Origin of the sequence: Variovorax sp. RTB1 (assembly GCF_035018765.1) — a bacterium.
GTDB lineage: Bacteria > Pseudomonadota > Gammaproteobacteria > Burkholderiales > Burkholderiaceae_C > Variovorax.
Map to the genome: position 1 here is coordinate 1 of NZ_JASJXG010000052.1, position 18,122 is coordinate 18,122.

Annotated in this window: 19 protein-coding genes and 1 pseudogene; 7 read left to right on the forward strand and 13 right to left on the reverse strand. The window is 60.9% G+C overall.

The window, feature by feature from the left end:
- Positions 1 to 103 precede the first annotated feature (103 nt).
- Positions 104 to 577, forward strand: coding sequence for a hypothetical protein (locus QN397_RS22665; protein WP_323501954.1), 474 nt, complete (start codon positions 104 to 106; stop codon positions 575 to 577).
- Between the two features lie 448 nt (positions 578 to 1,025).
- Here the strand turns inward: QN397_RS22665 and QN397_RS22670 are convergent, their stop codons facing one another.
- Positions 1,026 to 1,547, reverse strand: a complete 522-nt coding sequence (locus tag QN397_RS22670; protein WP_323501955.1) for a hypothetical protein — start codon at positions 1,545 to 1,547, stop codon at positions 1,026 to 1,028.
- 517 nt (positions 1,548 to 2,064) lie between these two features.
- Between QN397_RS22670 and QN397_RS22675 the strand changes: the two genes are divergently transcribed.
- Positions 2,065 to 2,529: a hypothetical protein gene (locus QN397_RS22675; RefSeq protein ID WP_323501956.1), complete on the forward strand. Its 465-nt coding sequence runs from the start codon at positions 2,065 to 2,067 to the stop codon at positions 2,527 to 2,529.
- Here the strand turns inward: QN397_RS22675 and QN397_RS22680 are convergent.
- The 3 genes and pseudogenes from QN397_RS22680 to QN397_RS22685 form a co-directional block, all read right to left on the reverse strand.
- The gene (locus tag QN397_RS22680; RefSeq protein ID WP_323501957.1) at positions 2,522 to 2,950 is read right to left on the reverse strand and encodes a hypothetical protein; all 429 of its coding nucleotides are present in this window, start codon (positions 2,948 to 2,950) and stop codon (positions 2,522 to 2,524) included. The genes QN397_RS22675 and QN397_RS22680 overlap by 8 nt on opposite strands.
- Positions 2,951 to 3,574: 624 nt before the next feature.
- The gene (locus QN397_RS26795) at positions 3,575 to 3,784 is read right to left on the reverse strand and encodes a helix-turn-helix domain-containing protein (protein ID WP_416352355.1); all 210 of its coding nucleotides are present in this window, start codon (positions 3,782 to 3,784) and stop codon (positions 3,575 to 3,577) included.
- Positions 3,772 to 4,828: pseudogene (locus QN397_RS22685) on the reverse strand (sigma-54 interaction domain-containing protein); the annotation flags it as partial. The gene QN397_RS26795 and the pseudogene QN397_RS22685, both read right to left, overlap by 13 nt.
- Before the next feature lie 308 nt (positions 4,829 to 5,136).
- On the opposite strand from QN397_RS22685, the gene QN397_RS22690 reads away from it, so the two are divergent.
- From QN397_RS22690 to QN397_RS22705, 4 genes are all read left to right on the forward strand, one after another.
- Positions 5,137 to 6,021 carry an MBL fold metallo-hydrolase gene (locus QN397_RS22690; protein WP_323501959.1) on the forward strand — a complete coding sequence of 295 codons (885 nt, stop codon included), beginning with the start codon at positions 5,137 to 5,139 and terminating at the stop codon, positions 6,019 to 6,021.
- 79 nt (positions 6,022 to 6,100) lie between these two features.
- Positions 6,101 to 7,771 carry a TIGR01244 family sulfur transferase gene (locus tag QN397_RS22695; protein ID WP_323501960.1) on the forward strand — a complete coding sequence of 557 codons (1,671 nt, stop codon included), beginning with the start codon at positions 6,101 to 6,103 and terminating at the stop codon, positions 7,769 to 7,771.
- Between the two features lie 42 nt (positions 7,772 to 7,813).
- Positions 7,814 to 8,611: a sulfite exporter TauE/SafE family protein gene (locus tag QN397_RS22700; protein WP_323501961.1), complete on the forward strand. Its 798-nt coding sequence runs from the start codon at positions 7,814 to 7,816 to the stop codon at positions 8,609 to 8,611.
- 69 nt (positions 8,612 to 8,680) lie between these two features.
- Positions 8,681 to 9,160: an isoprenylcysteine carboxylmethyltransferase family protein gene (locus QN397_RS22705; protein WP_323501962.1), complete on the forward strand. Its 480-nt coding sequence runs from the start codon at positions 8,681 to 8,683 to the stop codon at positions 9,158 to 9,160.
- A 38-nt stretch (positions 9,161 to 9,198) separates the two neighbouring features.
- Here the strand turns inward: QN397_RS22705 and QN397_RS22710 are convergent, their stop codons facing one another.
- The 9 genes from QN397_RS22710 to dsbD form a co-directional block, all read right to left on the reverse strand.
- On the reverse strand, positions 9,199 to 9,660 hold the full coding sequence (locus QN397_RS22710) for a YeeE/YedE family protein (protein WP_323501963.1): 462 nt from the start codon (positions 9,658 to 9,660) through the stop codon (positions 9,199 to 9,201).
- A 5-nt stretch (positions 9,661 to 9,665) separates the two neighbouring features.
- On the reverse strand, positions 9,666 to 10,100 hold the full coding sequence (locus QN397_RS22715; RefSeq protein WP_323501964.1) for a YeeE/YedE family protein: 435 nt from the start codon (positions 10,098 to 10,100) through the stop codon (positions 9,666 to 9,668).
- Between the two features lie 77 nt (positions 10,101 to 10,177).
- Entirely contained in the window at positions 10,178 to 11,254 is a 1,077-nt protein-coding gene (locus tag QN397_RS22720; protein WP_323501965.1) for a c-type cytochrome, read from the reverse strand.
- 8 nt (positions 11,255 to 11,262) lie between these two features.
- A complete protein-coding gene (locus tag QN397_RS22725) occupies positions 11,263 to 11,994 on the reverse strand; it encodes a c-type cytochrome (RefSeq protein ID WP_323501966.1) in 732 nt (243 codons plus the stop codon).
- The gene (locus QN397_RS22730) at positions 11,981 to 12,301 is read right to left on the reverse strand and encodes a hypothetical protein (RefSeq protein ID WP_323501967.1); all 321 of its coding nucleotides are present in this window, start codon (positions 12,299 to 12,301) and stop codon (positions 11,981 to 11,983) included. The genes QN397_RS22725 and QN397_RS22730 overlap by 14 nt, the downstream gene beginning before the upstream one ends.
- Before the next feature lie 53 nt (positions 12,302 to 12,354).
- Positions 12,355 to 13,728 (reverse strand): dihydrolipoyl dehydrogenase, encoded by a 1,374-nt coding sequence (locus tag QN397_RS22735; protein ID WP_323501968.1) that lies wholly within the window; start codon positions 13,726 to 13,728, stop codon positions 12,355 to 12,357.
- 27 nt (positions 13,729 to 13,755) lie between these two features.
- Positions 13,756 to 14,610: a thiol:disulfide interchange protein DsbG gene (dsbG, locus tag QN397_RS22740; RefSeq protein WP_323501969.1), complete on the reverse strand. Its 855-nt coding sequence runs from the start codon at positions 14,608 to 14,610 to the stop codon at positions 13,756 to 13,758.
- Positions 14,607 to 15,452 carry a TlpA disulfide reductase family protein gene (locus tag QN397_RS22745; RefSeq protein ID WP_323501970.1) on the reverse strand — a complete coding sequence of 282 codons (846 nt, stop codon included), beginning with the start codon at positions 15,450 to 15,452 and terminating at the stop codon, positions 14,607 to 14,609. The genes dsbG and QN397_RS22745 overlap by 4 nt, the downstream gene beginning before the upstream one ends.
- On the reverse strand, positions 15,449 to 17,518 hold the full coding sequence (dsbD, locus tag QN397_RS22750) for a protein-disulfide reductase DsbD (RefSeq protein WP_323501971.1): 2,070 nt from the start codon (positions 17,516 to 17,518) through the stop codon (positions 15,449 to 15,451). The genes QN397_RS22745 and dsbD overlap by 4 nt, the downstream gene beginning before the upstream one ends.
- Here dsbD and QN397_RS22755 point away from each other — a divergent pair.
- Positions 17,450 to 18,115, forward strand: coding sequence for a response regulator (locus QN397_RS22755; RefSeq protein ID WP_323501972.1), 666 nt, complete (start codon positions 17,450 to 17,452; stop codon positions 18,113 to 18,115). The two genes, dsbD and QN397_RS22755, sit on opposite strands and share 69 nt — an antisense overlap.
- The last annotated feature ends 7 nt before the right edge of the window (positions 18,116 to 18,122 follow it).

Genomic DNA, 18,122 nt, shown 5'->3' on the forward strand with positions numbered 1-18,122 from the left:
GCAACTCGCCAGTCAAGCCACCACGGTGGCGGCCTGACTTAAACCAATCAGCCTCCACGAATCCCGGGGCGATTCAGCTTGGCACGGTGCACGGTGGGAGGGCTTGTACAAGACGCTCTTCGATGCCACCGTCAGCAAAGCGTTTCGCCTGAACGAAGCCTTGCTGCAGAAACATCCACGGTCACACAAGATCGAGGAATTGACGCCGCTGCAAAAGGAAATCGTGACGCTATGTCTAGCGGGCGGCGACCCCCGGCAGCATCCAACGGTCAGCACAGCCGCCCGACCCGCAGACGCGTTATCCCGGTACCGCGCGTCGATCCTGCGCTGCCTGCACGTGGACATCGACATACCGTGGGATCGTCATCAAGCGATGCGTCATTACGAGCTGCGGCAGTTTCTTCGATTCCCGCTGCCGTACAGACCCTGTAGTGAGATCGCCGACTGGTCGTTCGGCAAGGCGAGTTGGACGGCCGTAATCCACCGTCTGGATGATGCATTTGGCGATGCCATCGCCCGAGCAAGCATCTTGATTCCGAATCGGCTCTCCAATCTTCTAGACGAGGAAGATGACTGACAACGCAGTTTCGGCGACGAATCGGGCCGAAGACCGGGCGCCCGCGGGAAGGGGTGGAATTCCGTTGTCGTACCCTATTTCTTGCCTGACCCGTTCGAACGCGCCTAGGGCGGTTTACGGGGCTCCGCGAGCCCTTCGTCGTCCCCTTTTTCTCGTCCCGTCCTAGATGCGCTTGATCGCTGCCCCGTCGGCGATGTAGTCCGGTGCTCCCGATGTGCCGTAACGACAAAACTTCCCCGAATGTGTGCCTTCCAGAATGTCGGCGCCGACTGCATTCGCACCTTGGATTCGGCCATGAGCGAGTCTCATTATCCAGGCTGGAAAAAGATCGCGCACCCGAGTGGACGCAAGCCGGTTTAAGCAGCGCGGCTATCGATGATCAAAGGAACCCTCTGAGAAATACGGCGTACGACCGGTGTTGGCCGTTGGGCGCCAGTCGGTCTGGTAGTCATATTGATGCACCGGTGACACGGCCTACAACTCCAGAAACTTCGGCAATGACGTCAGCGCATAGTTGTATGAAGTCGTCGTCGACCTCCACGAGTGTTCTCACTTCCGTAACGTTGCCTTCATTGAAGAACTCCTCGCCGTTCCGCTTTACTTTGAACGGCAGCGAGTCAGCTCTCCCAACGAGCGCCTTGTAGCTACGTCCGTAGCCATGCTTGAGGACGTTTATGGCCAGGTGTACGTCGACAAACCGTTCCGCCGCTTTGAGTTCATCCTGCTCACTCAAAACCCTTCTCGTTGCCTCGAATCCTTCGGAACCGAACACATCCTGCAAGCTCGCCTCGAAGAGAGAAATCATTCCCACTGCCAGTATTGCTCTCTGAAGCTGGACCATCTGGAGCGACTTCACGTGGACAGTGGCTCCGCTAACCTCGAGAGCTTCAAGGGTTTTTTCGTCCACGCTCTTCAATGTCGCGATAGAAAATTTTGCACAGCTATCAACAAGTTCGCTAAATCGGTGCACGGAAAGTCCTCTGCAAGAAAGCTGGCTGCTATCGCCGACCGGACTTTGGCGGCGCGTCGGAATGTCCGGCGTCGGCCAAACACGGAAGTTTAGAGGCTGTCGACGACAGGCTTCAATCGCTGCACAGCAGTCGTGCCGCGAACATTGGCGCGGGAAACAGGCTATCAGCGGTCAAACGGCTTTTTGCGGCTGCGGCACGTATCCGAAGGGTCACTAACGATAATGACAGTTATCACTGCCTACCCTTTAGGCAGTTGCCAATACAGGCAATGTCATTCGGTTAGAAGCCTTCGTGCACGGTCCTCGAACCTTGCTCAGAATGACGATGACAATGCCTCAGCGAGGCTCCAGACGTGCCCTGGCGCAACCGGTCGACGCCGCACTACCCGGCTGCATAGTGAACACGATTTTTAGGCTCTAAACTATCCTGCCTGCCTTCCTGAGCGGCCGTTGTTGTTCAGTCATCGAGGTGCAGCCGCCGATATTTCGGCGCGAGCTCAAAAAATCGAACAAGACCATGACCGCCCAAGTTCCTGAACGGCTTCAGTACGAAGGACACACCCTCGCTTTGTGCACCGAGCCGCTTGCGAGCTATCTCTCGACGCTCTCCCCCGCCCCTGCGTTCCGATGCTTTATGACGGCACTCACGCGTGCCTATCAAGGCACGTGGGCGATTGAAGACGGGCGGCTGTACCTTGTCGAGTTGCATGGGATGCTGCAGGACGAGACGCACGGCGATCTATTGACGGTTTTTCCGAATGCGATGGGCAAGGTGTTCGCAGACTGGTACACCGGCACGCTGCGCGCTCCGTTGGGCGAGCGACTGAAGTACGTTCACATGGATTTCAGAAGTATCTACGAGGAAGACTTGCTGATCAATGTGAAGCAAGGTGCTGTTACCACCATCACGACGAGGCGCAATAGCAAGCCGCCTGAAGAGCCGAAACCAACATTTGCTATTCCGGATTTTCTGCTCAAGTAAATGCGCAAATCCGAAATGAGGGCGCTTCGATGGCCAATGCTGCTTCAATCATCCTGTAGAGCAGACGTTGCAAGCTGGTTGCCACATTGGGGTCGTCAAATGACTCGACGTCACCTGGCTCGAATGATCCGCCAGTAGCGCGCGCCTCGACCGGATACGGGTCTTGGCCGAGAAAAACTACCCGCACGTCCCTCAGGGCGAGATCGTCAAATGCCTTGAAAAGATGTTTACTCAGCGACGGTCGCGCCTCAGCATTTATAACTGACGGGAAGATTACTGGGCCGCCGTCCGGTGGTGGGGCGTCCTCCACAAGCGCGTCGGCCCATTCCTCGACGACAGTGTGCCAGGCTGGGTTTAGTCCGGCGCGCCACTCGCGAACATGCCGATTCAGGGCAGTACGGACATGCGTGCGTTCGTCCAAAGAAGGTCTATCCATTCGTGGCGCCGTTGAGTTGCTCGAGGCGTACATCGAAGCTAAGCCGCAATCTGAGATCCCATCCTAACGAGGTGCGCGCTGCGCCTCCATGGTCGTAAAGGCCCGCACGGAGATGCAATCGGAACTGATCGAGCCTAGACAAGGTAGCCTCTGACCATAGGGTTGAGCAAACATCTCCCACCTCTAGCACCACTTGGCGGATAGTTGGGCCGTGATCAAGCGCCGGATATTGAACAGACTCTGCCAAGAAGTCGTCAGGGTCCAGACCGCGCTCCAAGATTGCCGACTCCAGTGCGGCTCGCTCGGCCAGGGTCAGGTCGCAGATGTCAGGCGTATTCATCAGCATCGGTTCAGGAAGAGAGCCTAAATTCTGCCGGATGATCTCCGCCAGAGGATTGGGGGAAAGGTCTACCGCGGACAAAAAACGTGTTCGCGCACTGGTCGGACGGTGAATTTCCAGAGGCCTGAATGTGTGTGTCAGGGTAATTTTTCATAGGGCCAGAAGTGGGTCCGTGCACCTAGACGCCGAGTGGTCGTTTCAGACTGCATGCGGACTTACGCCATGCTCACCGTGTTTGTCTTCTTTACGATCCATACCGGACCTTCACCTCATGAAGGAAGGTCCTTAAGTCGTCGGTACAAAGTCCGCTCACTGATTCCCAGATGCCTGGCAAGCTCGAGGCGTGAGCCGAGGTGGGACTTGGCGATCTGCTGCAGGTCGATTTTGCCTTTGGACTTTGCAGCTAGCTCCTGATTCGACCCTTCCGAATCGCTATGCACAAGCTCCACATAGGGCGCAACGTGTTCCACCCGAATCACACCGTCATCGGCGAAGAGCCGTGCTCGTTCGAGGACGTTTCGAAGTTCACGGACGTTGCCTGGCCATTGCCTGGATTGGAGGTCTCGCATTGCCTCGGGCTGAACGAGCACGGGTACGGCTCTATTTCCGCCGGTCGACCGCTGAAGAAAAGAATCGACAAGTAGCGGGATGTCCTCGCGGCGGTCCCTTAGAGCGGGCAACCGAACTGGGAAAGCGCTGATGCGAAAGTACAGGTCCTGTCTGAATCGTCCGTCGGCAACCATGGTCGTGAGAGGTTTGTGGGTGGCCGCAACCAATCGGAAATCCGCGCGTCGGGATTCCACTCCACCCACCCGACGGTAAGTCCCGCTTTCGATCAGTCGCAGCAGCTTCACCTGCATGGCGAGCGGCACATCGCCAATTTCGTCAAGGAACAATGTGCCCCCCTGCGCCGTCTCCACCAAGCCGGGCTTCCGGCTCGCGGCACCAGTGAATGCGCCTTTCTCATAACCAAACAACTCGCTCTCAAAAAGCGTTTCTGTCAGACCAGAACAGTCAACGACGACGAACGGTCCCCGTGCACGCTCACTGGTTTCATGCACTGCGCGCGCGAACAGTTCCTTGCCGGTCCCCGATTCGCCGAGCAGCAGCACCGGCAGCATTGATGGTGCAACGCGCTGAAGAGACGACAAGGCTTCGTTGAATGCAGGGGAGCGCCCTACCAGACCATCGGCACTGGGTTGGGCGGAGGCGCTTCGCACCGTCACCAAGCGCTCCACGTATGCCACGACCTCGTTGCGCCCGTCGAGAATCGGTCTCAGTTCGACATCGACGTGCTCCGGGCCTCGCGGCGTGTGGTGAATGTGCAGCACCCGGTCCGGCCCTTTACTTTCCAGTGCCTTCTTCATCGGGCAATGCTCGCCGGCCTGATCGCAAGGCACATCGTAGTGGTGCGAAACGCGGTAGCACTTGTGACCAACGAAGGCCTTGCCCGGTTCGCCGAACTGACGGCGGTAGGCCTCATTGGCGGCAAGGATGCCGTACTGAGGGTCCAGAACAATCATCGGCTGCGGGTCGTGCTCAAGATAAGAAATCAGCGCTTGAACCTGCGGGCCCGAATCGGACAGATTCACTTCCCGTTGCGCCTCGGTGCCAGCCAAGGCAATGGCAATCGCTGGACGTTGATTCATGGAGGCCCTTCTGTCTGCCACATGGCAGAGTTCTGCCATTTTGGCTGCCAACGTGGCAGAGATCAACACCTCTTTAAAGTCCATAGGTACTCAGCCATCCACAAAAGATCAACAAAAACAAAGACTTAGCCTTGAGTGCCTGCTTCTGTTTTTGTTGGCATGATTCCTGGGATGGTTATGCCATGTCAAACACGAAACACATGCACATCGAAGGCATTTTTGAGGAAGCTACTGGCACCGTCAGCTACCTCGTCCTCGACCTTGACACGCGGCGGTGCGCCTTGATCGATAGCGTCTTGGACTACGATCCAAAGTCGGGCCGGACTGGAACGGCCAGCGCTGACAGACTGATCGAGCGCGTTCGAGCGATGCAGGCCTCTGTGGAATGGGTGCTCGAAACCCACGTCCATGCGGACCACTTGTCAGCCGCGCCCTACCTCATGCAACAGCTGGGCGGCAAGCTTGGCATTGGTGAATACATCGTCACTGTGCAGGAGGTGTTTGGATCGCTTTTTGCCGAAGGGACCGACTTCGTACGGGATGGGAGTCAGTTTGATCGTCTGTTCGCCGACGGCGAGACCTTCCAGATCGGCAACTTGTCGGCCCGTGTCATGCACACACCCGGCCACACGCCTGCCTGCCTTACCTACGTGGTCACCGATGGCCAGGAGACGGCGGCTTTTGTCGGCGATACGTTATTCATGCCGGACTACGGCTCGGCGCGTTGCGACTTCCCAGGCGGCGACGCGCGGACCCTCTATCGATCGATCCGAAAGGTCTTGAGTTTGCCGCCGCAAACGAAGCTTCACATGTGCCACGACTATCAACCGGGTGGTCGTGAGGTGCGATTCATCAGTACGGTCGCCGAACAGCGTGAGTCGAACGTCCATGTACGCGATGGCATCAGTGAAGATGACTTCGTTGCAATGCGCCAGGCCAGAGACCGTACGTTGGGGATGCCGGTGCTGATCCTCCCATCGGTGCAGGTCAACATGCGCGCCGGCCATCTGCCTGAGCCCGAAGCCAATGGCACTCGCTACCTGAAGATTCCCCTGAACACGCTTTGAGCAGACCCGGCTTGAGCGATTGCATCGCTCTGCATCTCTTCACTCAGCGAAGCTCTTTATTGCAACCGGAGACCAAACCATGGAACCGCATCCCCTCACCCCATACCTTTCGGTAACCGCCCAAATTCAACCCGGTGATTTGCCCGCGATTCAAGCGATGGGGGTCAAGTCGATCATCTGCAATCGACCGGATGGCGAAGGCCCGGACCAGCCGCCCTCGGACGCCATCGCGCAAGCGGCGGATGAACTTGGCATCGTGCTTCGCTACCTGCCAGTGGTTTCGGGCAAGATCAGCGACGAGGACGCTCAAACCTTCGGCGTTCTGATGCAGACACTTCCAAAGCCCGCGCTGGCGTATTGCAGCAGCGGCATGCGCTCCACCACCTTGTGGGCGTTGTCGCAGGCCGCTGTGCGACCGCTTCCGCAAATTCTGGAAGCGGCAAAATCCGCGGGCTTTGATTTGAAAGATTCCGTACGCAGCATTTCCAATGGCGGCAAGAAGCCCGTCGAAGTCACTGATTCCTCGCATCAGGTGGTGATCATCGGCGGTGGCGCTGCAGGCATTGGGGTCGCTGCCAGTCTGCTTGCCCGGGCTCCGGACCTCGACATCTCCATCATCGATCCCGCCGACGTGCACTACTACCAGCCCGGCTGGACCATGGTCGGAGCAGGCGTTTTCGAGGCGGCCTCCACGGCCCGCACGCTGGCCTCCCTGATTCCATCCGGCGTTCAATGGATCAAGGCAGCGGTGGTGGCGCTCGAGCCCGAACGCAATGCTGTCATTCTGGAAGGTTGTCGCGTGGTGACCTACGAACAGCTGGTGGTCTGCCCGGGTCTCAAGCTAGACTGGGATGCCATTCCCGGGTTGACAGAGACCCTGGGACGCAATGGCGTCACGTCCAACTATCGATTCGACCTGGCGCCATACACCTGGGAGCTCACGCAGCGCATGAAAGGCGGCAGAGCCTTGTTCACCCAGCCGCCGATGCCGATCAAATGCGCTGGCGCACCGCAAAAGGCGATGTACCTTTCCTGTGATCATTGGCTTCGCTCGGGCGTGCTGAAAGACATTCAGGTCGGCTTCTACAACGCCGGAGGTGTGTTGTTCGGAGTGCCTGACTACGTGCCCGCCCTCATGGAGTACATCGCGCGGTATGACATCGAACTCAATTTTTCACACACCCTGACAGCCATCGATGGACCCGGCCGCAGCGCGACCTTCAGCCGGACTGTGCCCGGCGGTGCAAAAGAAACCGTCAGCAGTGACTTCGACATGATCCACGTGGTTCCGCCCCAGCGTTCGCCGGACTTCATTCGTGTCAGCCCATTGTCCGATGCGGCCGGCTGGGTCGATGTCGACCCGGCAACCATGCGCCACACGACCTTGCCCAACATTTTTGGGCTCGGCGACGCAGGCAACACCTCCAATGCCAAGACAGCGGCAGCAGCACGTAAACAGGCTCCTGTGGTGGCGCATAACATCCTGGTTACCCGTGGCAAGTTGAAGGGCGACGCGCACTACGACGGTTACGGATCGTGCCCGTTGACGGTCGAGCGCGGGAAAATCGTGTTGACGGAATTCTTGTACGGCGGCAAAGTCTCGCCGACCTTTCCCAGTTGGCTCATCGACGGGACGCGGCCTTCACGGGCCGCCTGGATGCTGAAAGAGAAGGTGCTCCCGGCGCTTTACTGGGAGGCCATGCTCAAAGGCCGCGAATGGATGGCCAAGCCCGAAACGGTGGCGGCGTAATGGACGGCACGACGAGGCCATGATCACCCAAGCAGCGGTGCCATGCTGATCTCTGCCCTGCTCGGTATCCTGGTCGGCGCCATCCTTGGATTGACCGGCGCAGGGGGCGGCATTCTCGCTGTGCCTGCCCTGGTCGTGGGCATGGGTTGGCCGATGCAACAGGCAGCGCCTGTGGCGCTGATTGCGGTGGCAGGCGGCGCCGCACTGGGTGCTGCCGAGGGATTTCGCAAAAAGCTGGTGCGCTACAAGGCCGCGCTGCTGATGGCTGTTGCCGGCATCCCCGTGACCGGTTTTGGCATTCGCACGGCGCACATGCTTTCGCAGCGGGTCTTGCTGGCCCTCTTTGCGTGCGTCATGTTGATTGTTGCGACGCGATTGATCCTGCAAGCCAGGCATGCTGCAAGCGGCTTGGAGGCGGGCCGTCTGGGCCGCATCAATCCGGCCACCGGGCGCTTCGAATGGACTTGGATCACGGCTGTGCTGCTGGCCGCCATCGGCGCGCTGACAGGCTTCATGACCGGGCTCCTTGGTGTCGGCGGCGGATTTGTCATCGTGCCGCTGCTGCGCAGATTTACGGATGTCTCGATGCATGGGATCGTTGCCACGTCGTTGCTGGTCATCGCACTGGTTGGCATCGGTGGCGTAGCGACATCCATGCTGCACGGGACGGACGTGCCAGTGGCCGTCACCGTGTACTTCTCTTTGGCGACCGCTGCGGGAATGATGCTCGGCAGGCTTGCGTCCAGCAGGCTCTCCGCCCGGCATGTGCAACAGGGCTTCGCGTTGGTGCTTGTCGTCGTCGCCACCGGCCTGCTGGGCAAAGCGTTCTATGCGGGTTGATCTTGACGGGTGCACGCAGAGAACCGCCGTTGGCAAGATCCTTGAAGATGCTTCGCGGGTACACGGTCCTTGAAACGCCCGGACCAACCGGCGTCCAAGGCGCTGGCGCTCACGCTGGTAACGCTGCAATTCGCCTTGCTTGCCGCGCTCGTCGCTGCGGCCATTCCTTCGCTGATGCAGCCTGATGGAAGGTACGGGGCATGGCTTGCGTTCGCTTCAGGCGGCGGCCTTGGCGCATGGTCGCTGGCTGCCAACAGGATTGGCAACTTCAACATCCGACCCATACCGCGTCAAGGCGGTCTGCTCATCTGCTCAGGACCGTACCGATGGATCCGACATCCGATGTACAGCGCCGTGATGCTGGTGGGATTGGGCTGTGCGCTGGCTGCGCGGGGCAATGCTTTCATTTTGGCGCTGGCGTTGGAGTTCGCGCTGTTCGGCGTGCTGCTCGCCAAAGCGGTCGTGGAGGAGCACTGGATGCAGCTGTCGCATCCTGCGTACGCCGCCTACAAATCCCGTACGAAACGGTTCCTCCCTGGTGTCTTCTGAGTGCGCGGCGACATCTTCATGCCTCTTCCTGGCGGCACTCACGCATCCACCGCATCCACCGAAGTCGCCACGCCTGCGCTTGGGTTCTTCCGACGCGTTTCAAGCCACTCGTACAGCACCATGCCCGCCACCATGGCCAATACGAAGATCAAGGCTTTGCCCGAGCCGGCAGCCAAAGCCACCAACGCAGGGCCTGGACAAAATCCGGCGAGACCCCAGCCCACTCCGAACACAACCGCGCCGGCCATCAGACGGCGGTCAATGGACTGCGTTGCAGGCAAGCGCATGGGTTCGCCGGACAGCGACCTCGTCATGCGTCGTGCCACGCCGAATGCCACCAGGCCCACCGCAATGGCGCCTGCCATCACGAAGGCGAGTGAAGGATCCCACGTCCCGAAAACGTCGAGAAAACCGAGCACTTTGGCGGGATTCGCCATGCCGGACACGAGCAGTCCCACGCCGAACAGGAGGCCAGAGACAAGGGCGGTAAAGATGGTCATGGCAATCAGCGCAGCAGAAGGTGGCGCAGCAACGTCACAGTGGCCATTCCAGCAAACATGAAGATTCCTGTGGCGACGAGCGATCGTGAAGATAGGCGAGAGATGCCACACACGCCGTGACCGCTGGTGCAGCCTGACCCATAGCGGGTGCCAATGCCCACAAGCAAACCGGCACCGATCAACACAAGGGGCCCGGCATCGATGCGAAGTTCAACGGGTTGGCGCCACCACGTGTAGACAATGGGCGCCATCGCAAGGCCTAGTAGAAAAGCTAGTCGCCAGCCCGTGTCCCTGGTTGGTCTTTTCAGCAATCCGCCCAGGATGCCGCTGATGCCCGCAATGCGCCCGTTGAAGAGGATCAACACGCTGGCGCCCATGCCGATGAGCGCGCCTCCTGCAAGCGACTGCCAGGGCGTAAACGCAGACCAGTCAATGCTCATTAGGGTGCTCCAAATAAAACCAAATAAGACCTGTCATACCCTTTGCGTACGAATCTAATGCAACTGCGGCGCGGCGCTCATTGCGCACCAAGGACCTTGCCATTGACCGTGCGTCCATACATGGAGTCGTCAGAGTCGTGGTATTTTTTTCGGGTCGCTTCGACAGATCCGGCGAACCGGGGATCCTGAGGCCGCTCGTGGCTGTTCATGTACATGGCCACGTCCCACGCGTCCTGTTCGCTCAATGAGCCGCCTTTGCCTAAAGGCATGTTGGCCTGGATGAAGCCCGACGCGTTGCCCAGCTGGTGCATGCCAGCACCCCAATTGAAAGACTTAGGCCCCCACAGTGGCGGAAACACCTGGCGGTCACCGCTGCGCTGCCCCTGACCATCGGAGCCATGGCACAGCGCGCAGTTTTGCGCGTACACCGCCTCCCCGCGGACGTAGTCTGCTGGCGTCGCCGGCTTCTTGAGTTTGGGATACCCACTGCCCGGCACCGGTGTCCCCACGGGGGCGCCCTTGGCAAGCCAGAATGCGTACGTTTGCAACGCCGTCATGATGTCGTCGTCCTGAGGCGGGGCCTTGCCATTCATGCTGTATTCGAAGCAGCCCTGGATACGCGCAGCCAGCGTATCAACTTGACCCGTCTTGCTGCGAAAGGCCGGGTAGTGAATGAACGAGGCCCACATCGGTGCGGAATCCGTCTTGCGGCCGGCGTCCAGATGGCAACTCGCACAGTTCAAACTGTTGCCGACATACTTGGCTGCGTATTGACCGGTGTTGGTGAACACCTGTTCGCCCAGACGGATGATCTTGCCGTATTCGCCATCCGGCATGGCACTTTCCGGCGGTGGCGCAAAACTGGCGCCAAGCATGGCTGCACCGGCCTTGGTTTCGGCGGTACCCGCCGTTGCGACCGCTCCGGCTGCAGTGACTGCACCGCCTGCTGGCTTGTCAGATGCAGCTTTGGTGGCAACGGCCGCAAACGGTGAGGCTTTTGGGGGCGCGGCCGCCATTTCAGGCTTCGTCGAGAGCGAACGCTCGAAGAAGATGTTCGCTCCGATGGCTACAGCAAACGCAGCCGTCGTCATCACCCCGGCAAAAAGGCCGAGCCCGTTGATTGGCCATTTGCGCGGTCGCGGAGTCGTGGTCATGACTTGCCTCACTTCTTTGGTGCAGCGTTCACAGCGCCTTGAGGGGCAGGCGCCGGAATTGCCGTCAACAACGCTGCGTAGTATTGCGCCACGGCTGCGGCATCCGCATCGGAGAGCTTGGCTGCCACGGCGGGCATCAGGCCCAACGGACCCGGAGGCCGGAAGTCGGTCTTCCACGCCTTGAGCTGCTCTTGAATGTAGTTCGACGAGAGGCCGGCGAGCGGCGGGAATTGACTGCCAACACCACCGCCGTCTGCGCCATGGCATTGCGCACACGCCGGCAACTGGTCGGTCCATCTGCCCCGCGTGGCCAGCCAGGCACCGAGCTCGGCCGGTGTCGCAACCTGTGCCGCTGGCTTTGCCGTGCCGGGTGCTGGCAACTGGCTGTAATACGCCACAACCGCAGCGCGTTCGTCCGGTGTCAGCTTTTGCGCGAACTGCTGCATGATTGAATTCTTGCGTGCCCCGGAAGCGAATGCGTCCAGTTGGGCCTGGAGATAGGCTTGGCCAGCGCCGGCCAGCCTCGGGAAGTCGGCGTTGCCTTCTCCCTTGGCACCATGGCAGCCAGCGCAGGCCGGGGCGCCTTGCGTTGTACCTCCGGTGGCAATTTTTTCGCCTTGGGCAATCCTGTCAGGCTGTGCCAGCGCAGATGGAGCGGCCAGGCTCACCCACATGCCCACCACAAAGGACAACGAGCCGCGCAGCGCAAACCTCGACCTTCCGCCGTCAGGCGCGTACATAAATCCAGCCCTCCCGTTGAAGCATTGCCAGCGCCATGGCAGCGGCGTGCGGCAATACATGCATTGACGCTTCTGGTTGGCGCGCAAGGTTGCGCAACGTGTTCGGACAGACCCAGGTCATTGGATCTGCCGACAAGTCCGGTTGATCCAGTGAGGCCGATACGGCATCCCCGTTGACCACGATCCGGACCTCCGCCGTCACGTCATCCTTGAGAATGTTCGCGGCATTTTTGCGAGCCCGCAAAAGCGCGCCGACCGTGGGTGCATGCAGCAGCATTTGGATTGCTTGCTTGTCTCTTGATGTCATCGTTCGCCATCCTTTATTTTTTTAGTCTTACGGTCACCGCGAGGACAGAAGCGTCACGTCAGTTGGTGCGCTGCATCTTTGAAGGCCGTCTGCAACATCTCTTCGATGCTCGGGTGGTAGTAAGGCAATGCCAACAGGTCGTCAACAGTGTCGCCGCGCTGGATGGCCCAGGCCAGCTGGTGCGCAAGGTGTTCACCGTGCGTCGCCACAAGACTGGCGCCCAGAAGCTTGCGGGTGGCCTTCTCCACGTAGACGCGAACCAGGTTGTCTTCTGCATGCAGGATGCGGGCGCGACCGTTGCCCGATCCCTCTGCCGTTCCTATGACTGCAGCACCCAAGTCCAAGCGGGCAAATGACATGCCCACGGACGCGACGTCCGGGTTGCTGAACACGATCGACATCGACACTCGCCTGGATGGCGAAGCGGCCGGATGGCGATCGATGGACCTCAATGCACTGAGGGCCGCAATCTTGCCTTCGTCCACGGCTTCGTGCATCAACGGGCGGTCGGGACTGACGTCGCCGGCCAGATACAGCGCGGCGTGCCCTTCTGCGCGCAATGTCGTGGCATCCAGCTTGGGCTGTCCGTGCTCATCCAACGCTACGCCGGCATTTTTCAGATCGAGCGCCTCCACATTGGGGCGTCGACCCAATGCAGCAAGGACAACTTCGACCGTGTCGGCGCGGCCGTCGCTCTTGATCCATACCGCCCCACCGCCATCCGCGATTTGCGCATCAACAGGTTGGCCGAGCCAGAGCGTGAATTCGCCGCTAAAACGTTTCAGCGCCCGAGCCAGGACGACTGGATCGGCAATGCCCGCCACCGTGCTTTGCAATTCACCACCCACGATCCGTACACCCAGCCGCGACAAGGCAAGTCCCATTTCCAGACCGATCGCGCCCATGCCCAGGACGCCCATGCTGCGAGGCAATGTTTCCAGTTCGAACAACGAATCGGTCGTCAGCAGGCGGTCGCCCAAGCCTTGAAGGCTTTCGGGCACCACAGGGTGTGATCCGGTCGCCACCACAAACGCACGAGCCGTGACACGCTCGCCGTCCACAGCCAGCGTGACTGAATCCAGAAACTTCGCTTGCCCCATGACAAGCCGATCACCAGCCGCCTTGACGGTTCGCTCGGCAGCGCCGCGTGCCAACCGATCGCGTATTTGAAGCGCCTCATGCCAAAGGTTCTGCGCGGTGCCGGCGTGTGCTGCCTTGCCGTCCAGATGGCGCAACGTGGCCCATTGCTCGCCCGCGTGGAGCGCGGCCTTGGACGGCATGCAGCCGACCCGGGCGCAGGTGGTGCCCAGCGGGCCCCGGTCGATCAGCAGCACATCCGCGCCGCTGGCGCTGATTTCGTGGAAAGCGGACAGGCCGGCGGTGCCTGCACCGATGACCGCAATGTCCGTGGTCCGCGTTTTTGTCATCAAGGTCTCCTGTCTTGTGCAAGTCGATCAAAGCGTTCCAAAAATGGCTGGCAGCGCGTTGTCGGGTGCGCCCGTCCGGGTCTGCAACATCCCTTTTGCGTCGCGCCAGATCAACGCGGGCGTCGCCTGCAGGCGCAACGAGGCCATCAATTTCGCATTGGCCTCCAGCTTGGCGTCGATGGCTGGCGGAATGGTCGTCATCGGCTTCAATCCGTCGTTGCCAAGTGGCTTGGGGCGGCCTGCGGCCATCACTTTTGCGTTGGCGGCGACGTTAGCGCGTTCGTGCGCGTCAAGCGCGGCTGAAGGGTTCTTGTCGGCCAGCAGAGCCGCTGCCTTGCCGGCGCTGGTCGGCGTAAGGATCCCGACCATGATGTGGCGCAGTTGCACCTTGCCGCTGTCGACCCACGGCCTTGCATCGGACCACAGCTTGTTGCAATACGGGCAGTTCGGGTCCGTCACTACATAGACGATCTTCGGCGCCTTGTCCGAGCCGTCAGCGATCCACGCGCTGCGCTCGACCTGCGACCAGGCGCCGTCTGTCATGGGTTTGGCCACGGCCTGCTGCAGCGCGGCCTGGTTCACATCGTCACCTTTGGCGTCCAGCATGGTGCCCGCCACCATGTGTTTGCCATCCGGCGTGGCATAGAGCGCCACGGGGGTCTGTCCCATGTAGGCCGCCCACGCGGTCAGGCCGCCTGCCGCTGGAAACGAACCCACGACCGTGATGCCTTTGGCTTCCAGTGCGTGCAGCGTGTCGGGCCTGCTCTCCGGCCGGGCTTGTGCCCAAGAGATGCTTTGCAGCCCCAGCAGGCACGCGACAGCCACCCTTTGATGCAGCCGTCTGGTCGTGATCAAGGACGCGGTAGAACAATTCGTGGTCATGGTTCAAGAAGAGAAGTTGGAGTGGAAGACGGTGTGACCCGGATGGCTTGCAGACGCTCCGTGAGCGTCGCCAGAGAAACTTCCCCGATGCGGGTATCGACAAGATGGCCGGTGGCGTCGAAGAACAGGGTCGTGGGCAACGCACGCTGACCGAACCGGCCGGAGGCTTCGCCCTGACGGTCGAGCAGGACGTTGTGCAGCGCGAGCTTTTCCTTCGAGAGAAAGTCACCCACTTTCTCAGCGGCTTCGCCCTGGTTCAGGAACACGAAATTGACGTCTGCGTGAGTGGCCTGGGCCTGGGCGAGTACCGGCATTTCTCGCCGGCAAGGCGGACACCAGGTGGCCCAGAGGTTCACGACGGTGGGTTTGCCCTGGAACTGCTGCAATGACACCTGCCGGCCGTCCAGCGCGTTGAGACTGATGGATGGCAGTGGCGTGTTGGCTGTGGCCGTGAGAAAAAGGGCCAGGCTGGCGGCAGACCAAACCAAAGTGGCGCTGCCGAGCGCGCCCCACACCGCAAGTCGCATCGGACGCGAACGCAACCCCAACCAAAGGGCGTAGAGCCATGCAGCGAACAATCCTGGCAGAGGACGCCATCCACCGTCGCGGATGTCCAGAATGCCCAAAGGACTTGAGCGATAAGCATCAAAAAAGAGAATGACAAAAGCAAGTCGCGCCACGACGACCGCCACGAGCAGCGTGCGGAACAGCTGCGGGTCGACGTCGATGCCTGCGCGGCGTCCCAGCCGATGGCCGACGAACGACGACACCGCGATCGCCACGAGAACCGCCAGCAACTGCCATGGCAGCGTGAAAGGGCCAACTTGCAACGCGCCGGTCATGACGACACCTCTCCCGAAACAGGAAGGCGTTTGATGAGGTCGTTCGAGTCGAATTCGCCCACCAGCCGCGCGGCACGTCGCTCCTGGCCCTGTGCGTCGAAGAGCATGACGGTCGGCGGTCCGATGACCTGGTATCGGCGCATCAGCGCGAGTTGCTCCGGCGTGCTGGCGGTCACATCGGCCCGCAGCAAAACCGCTCCCTCAAGCGCACGAGCCACTTTCGGGTCACCGAACACTTCTGCTTCGATGCTTTTGCAAGAGACGCACCAGTCGGCATAGAAATCCAGCAGGACCGGCTTGCCGGCAGCCCGCGCTGCATCGATCTGGGAAGTCAAAGCCTGCGCACTGTCAACGCTCTGGAAGCGAGGCATCCGAGCGCCGGTCTGGATCGTCTCGTTGCCCGTGCCCCGGTTGCCCGCCAAAAACGCAAGCGGCTGCCACGGATCCGCAGCGCCGGCGGCTGCACCCAGCCACATCGCGCCGCCCCAAAGCCCCACCAACACGGCAATGGCGGGAGCCACGACGCTCAGGCCCTGGCCCGCTCCGGCCGACGGTCTCACCCGATCGCGACCCAGCTGAAACAGCGCCACCGAAAGCGCTACGAGCAGTGCCCCCCACAGGGCCAACGCCATCGAAGGAGCCACTACTCGCTGGACCATCCAGACGGCCGTGGCGAGCAGCAAAAACCCAAAGGCCCCTTTGACGCGGTCCATCCATGGACCGGGCGCGGGCAGGTATTTTGAACCGACGGTGGCGATCATCAGCAGCGGCAGACCCATGCCGAGGCCCAATGAAAGCAGGAGCACGCCGCCGTGGATGGCGTTGCCGCTTTGCGCGATGTAGAGCAACGTTCCGGCAAGTGGCGCTGTCATGCAGGGACCGACCAGCAACGCCGAGAGAAAGCCCATGGCGCAGGCTCCCAGCAGCGTGCCGCCTTTTTGCTGGCGGCTCGCGTCGTCCAGGCTGTTTCTTACCTGTCGCGGGAGTTGCAAGGTGAAGAAGCCGAACATGCTCGCGGCAAGAACGACGAACACCGCCCCCAGGCCGTACAGGGCCCAGCGGTTCTGCAGCATCGCCTGCAGATTCGCGCCCGCCAGGGCAGCAACCACGCCCAAGCCCGCGTAGGTCACGGCCATGGGAACCACGAAAGCCAACGACAAGGCCAACGTACGCCGCGGAGCCGCACCGCGACCCACCACAATGCTCGAGAGGATCGGAACCATCGGAAGCACGCACGGCGTGAAAGCGAGCGCAATGCCCAAGGCGAAGAAAATTGGAATGGCCCACAGCAGGGAATGGCTTTGCAGCAGCGACTGGATGGCTCCGTCATTGCTGCTGCTCATCTGAGACCATGACCCCGGCAAGACCTCACCCGAGGCCTTACCCGAGGGCCCGGCCAGGGACGGACCGCTGATCGCGCTCAGCGCGATCTCTCTGGTCTGCGGCGGGTAGCACAGCCCCGCTTCGGCACACCCTTGCCACGTAACGTGCAACGACTTCGCAGCCTCGGAACGCACGGGCACGACCAGTTGGCCGTGGTAGACCTCCACCGGACCAAAGGCGGGATCCGTCTTGGTTTCGCCTGCAGGCCGGTCCACCGCGAGCTCCGCGCCGGATGGCTTTGCAGTCACTTCCAGCCGATCGCGGTAGAGGTAGTAGCCCGGCGCGATGGTCCACCGAAGCACCACCGGCTCGCCGGGTTGAGCGGGCTGCTCTACCTTCAAGACGAACGCTTGATCAGCCGCCAGAAAAGTGGTTTCGGCATGCCCGAAGCCGGACCAGAGGCCCATCGCCATGACGAAGGTCATGACAAGGAGCCGCTGCAGACCGGCTTGGAAAGATGAAATGATCACAACGGATTTGCGTTCAGAAAGTGGCATTGCGTGATCATGGCAAAGCGCGATTAAGGCAGCGTTAACACCGGCATCGGCGACCGTGCGACATTGAAGCCTGGCGTTGCTGATTGAACGAAGGGTCGACGAGCGCCTCCCATACCTATGCATGTCCTTGTGGTCGAAGACGATGAGCTGATTGCCACCGGAGTCGTGGCAGGCCTGCAGTTGCACGGCATGACCGTTCACCGCGTCGCCACCGCCGCCGCCGCGCAGGCTGCACAGGACGGGGCCTCGTTCGATGTCTGCATCCTCGACCTGGGATTGCCCGATGAAGATGGCATGGATCTTCTGCGCCGTTGGCGAACCCGCGAGCAGCACCTGCCTGTCCTTGTACTGACAGCGCGAGATGCTGTCGAACACCGCGTGGCAGGACTGCAGGCGGGCGCAGATGACTACCTGCTCAAGCCCTTTGACCTTGCAGAACTTGTTGCGCGGCTACACGCCTTGCTGCGCCGCGCGGCGGGGCGCAGCGCAGACCGCATCAGCCATGGTGCGCTGACCTTTGAAGTGTCCACAGGTGAGGTGCACCTTCATGGCATGCCGGTCGAGCTTTCTCGACGTGAGCTCGCTTTGCTGCGAGCACTGTTGCAGCACCCGCGCCAGATTTTGACCGGCGACCACCTGCGAGACAGTCTGTACGGCTTCGATCAGGATGTGGAGAGCAATGCCGTCAACGTGCACATCCATCACCTGCGACGCAAGCTTGGACCTTCGATCGTCGAAACGGTGCGTGGTCAGGGGTATCGCCTGGGGGACCCGACGTCGTGAATGCACC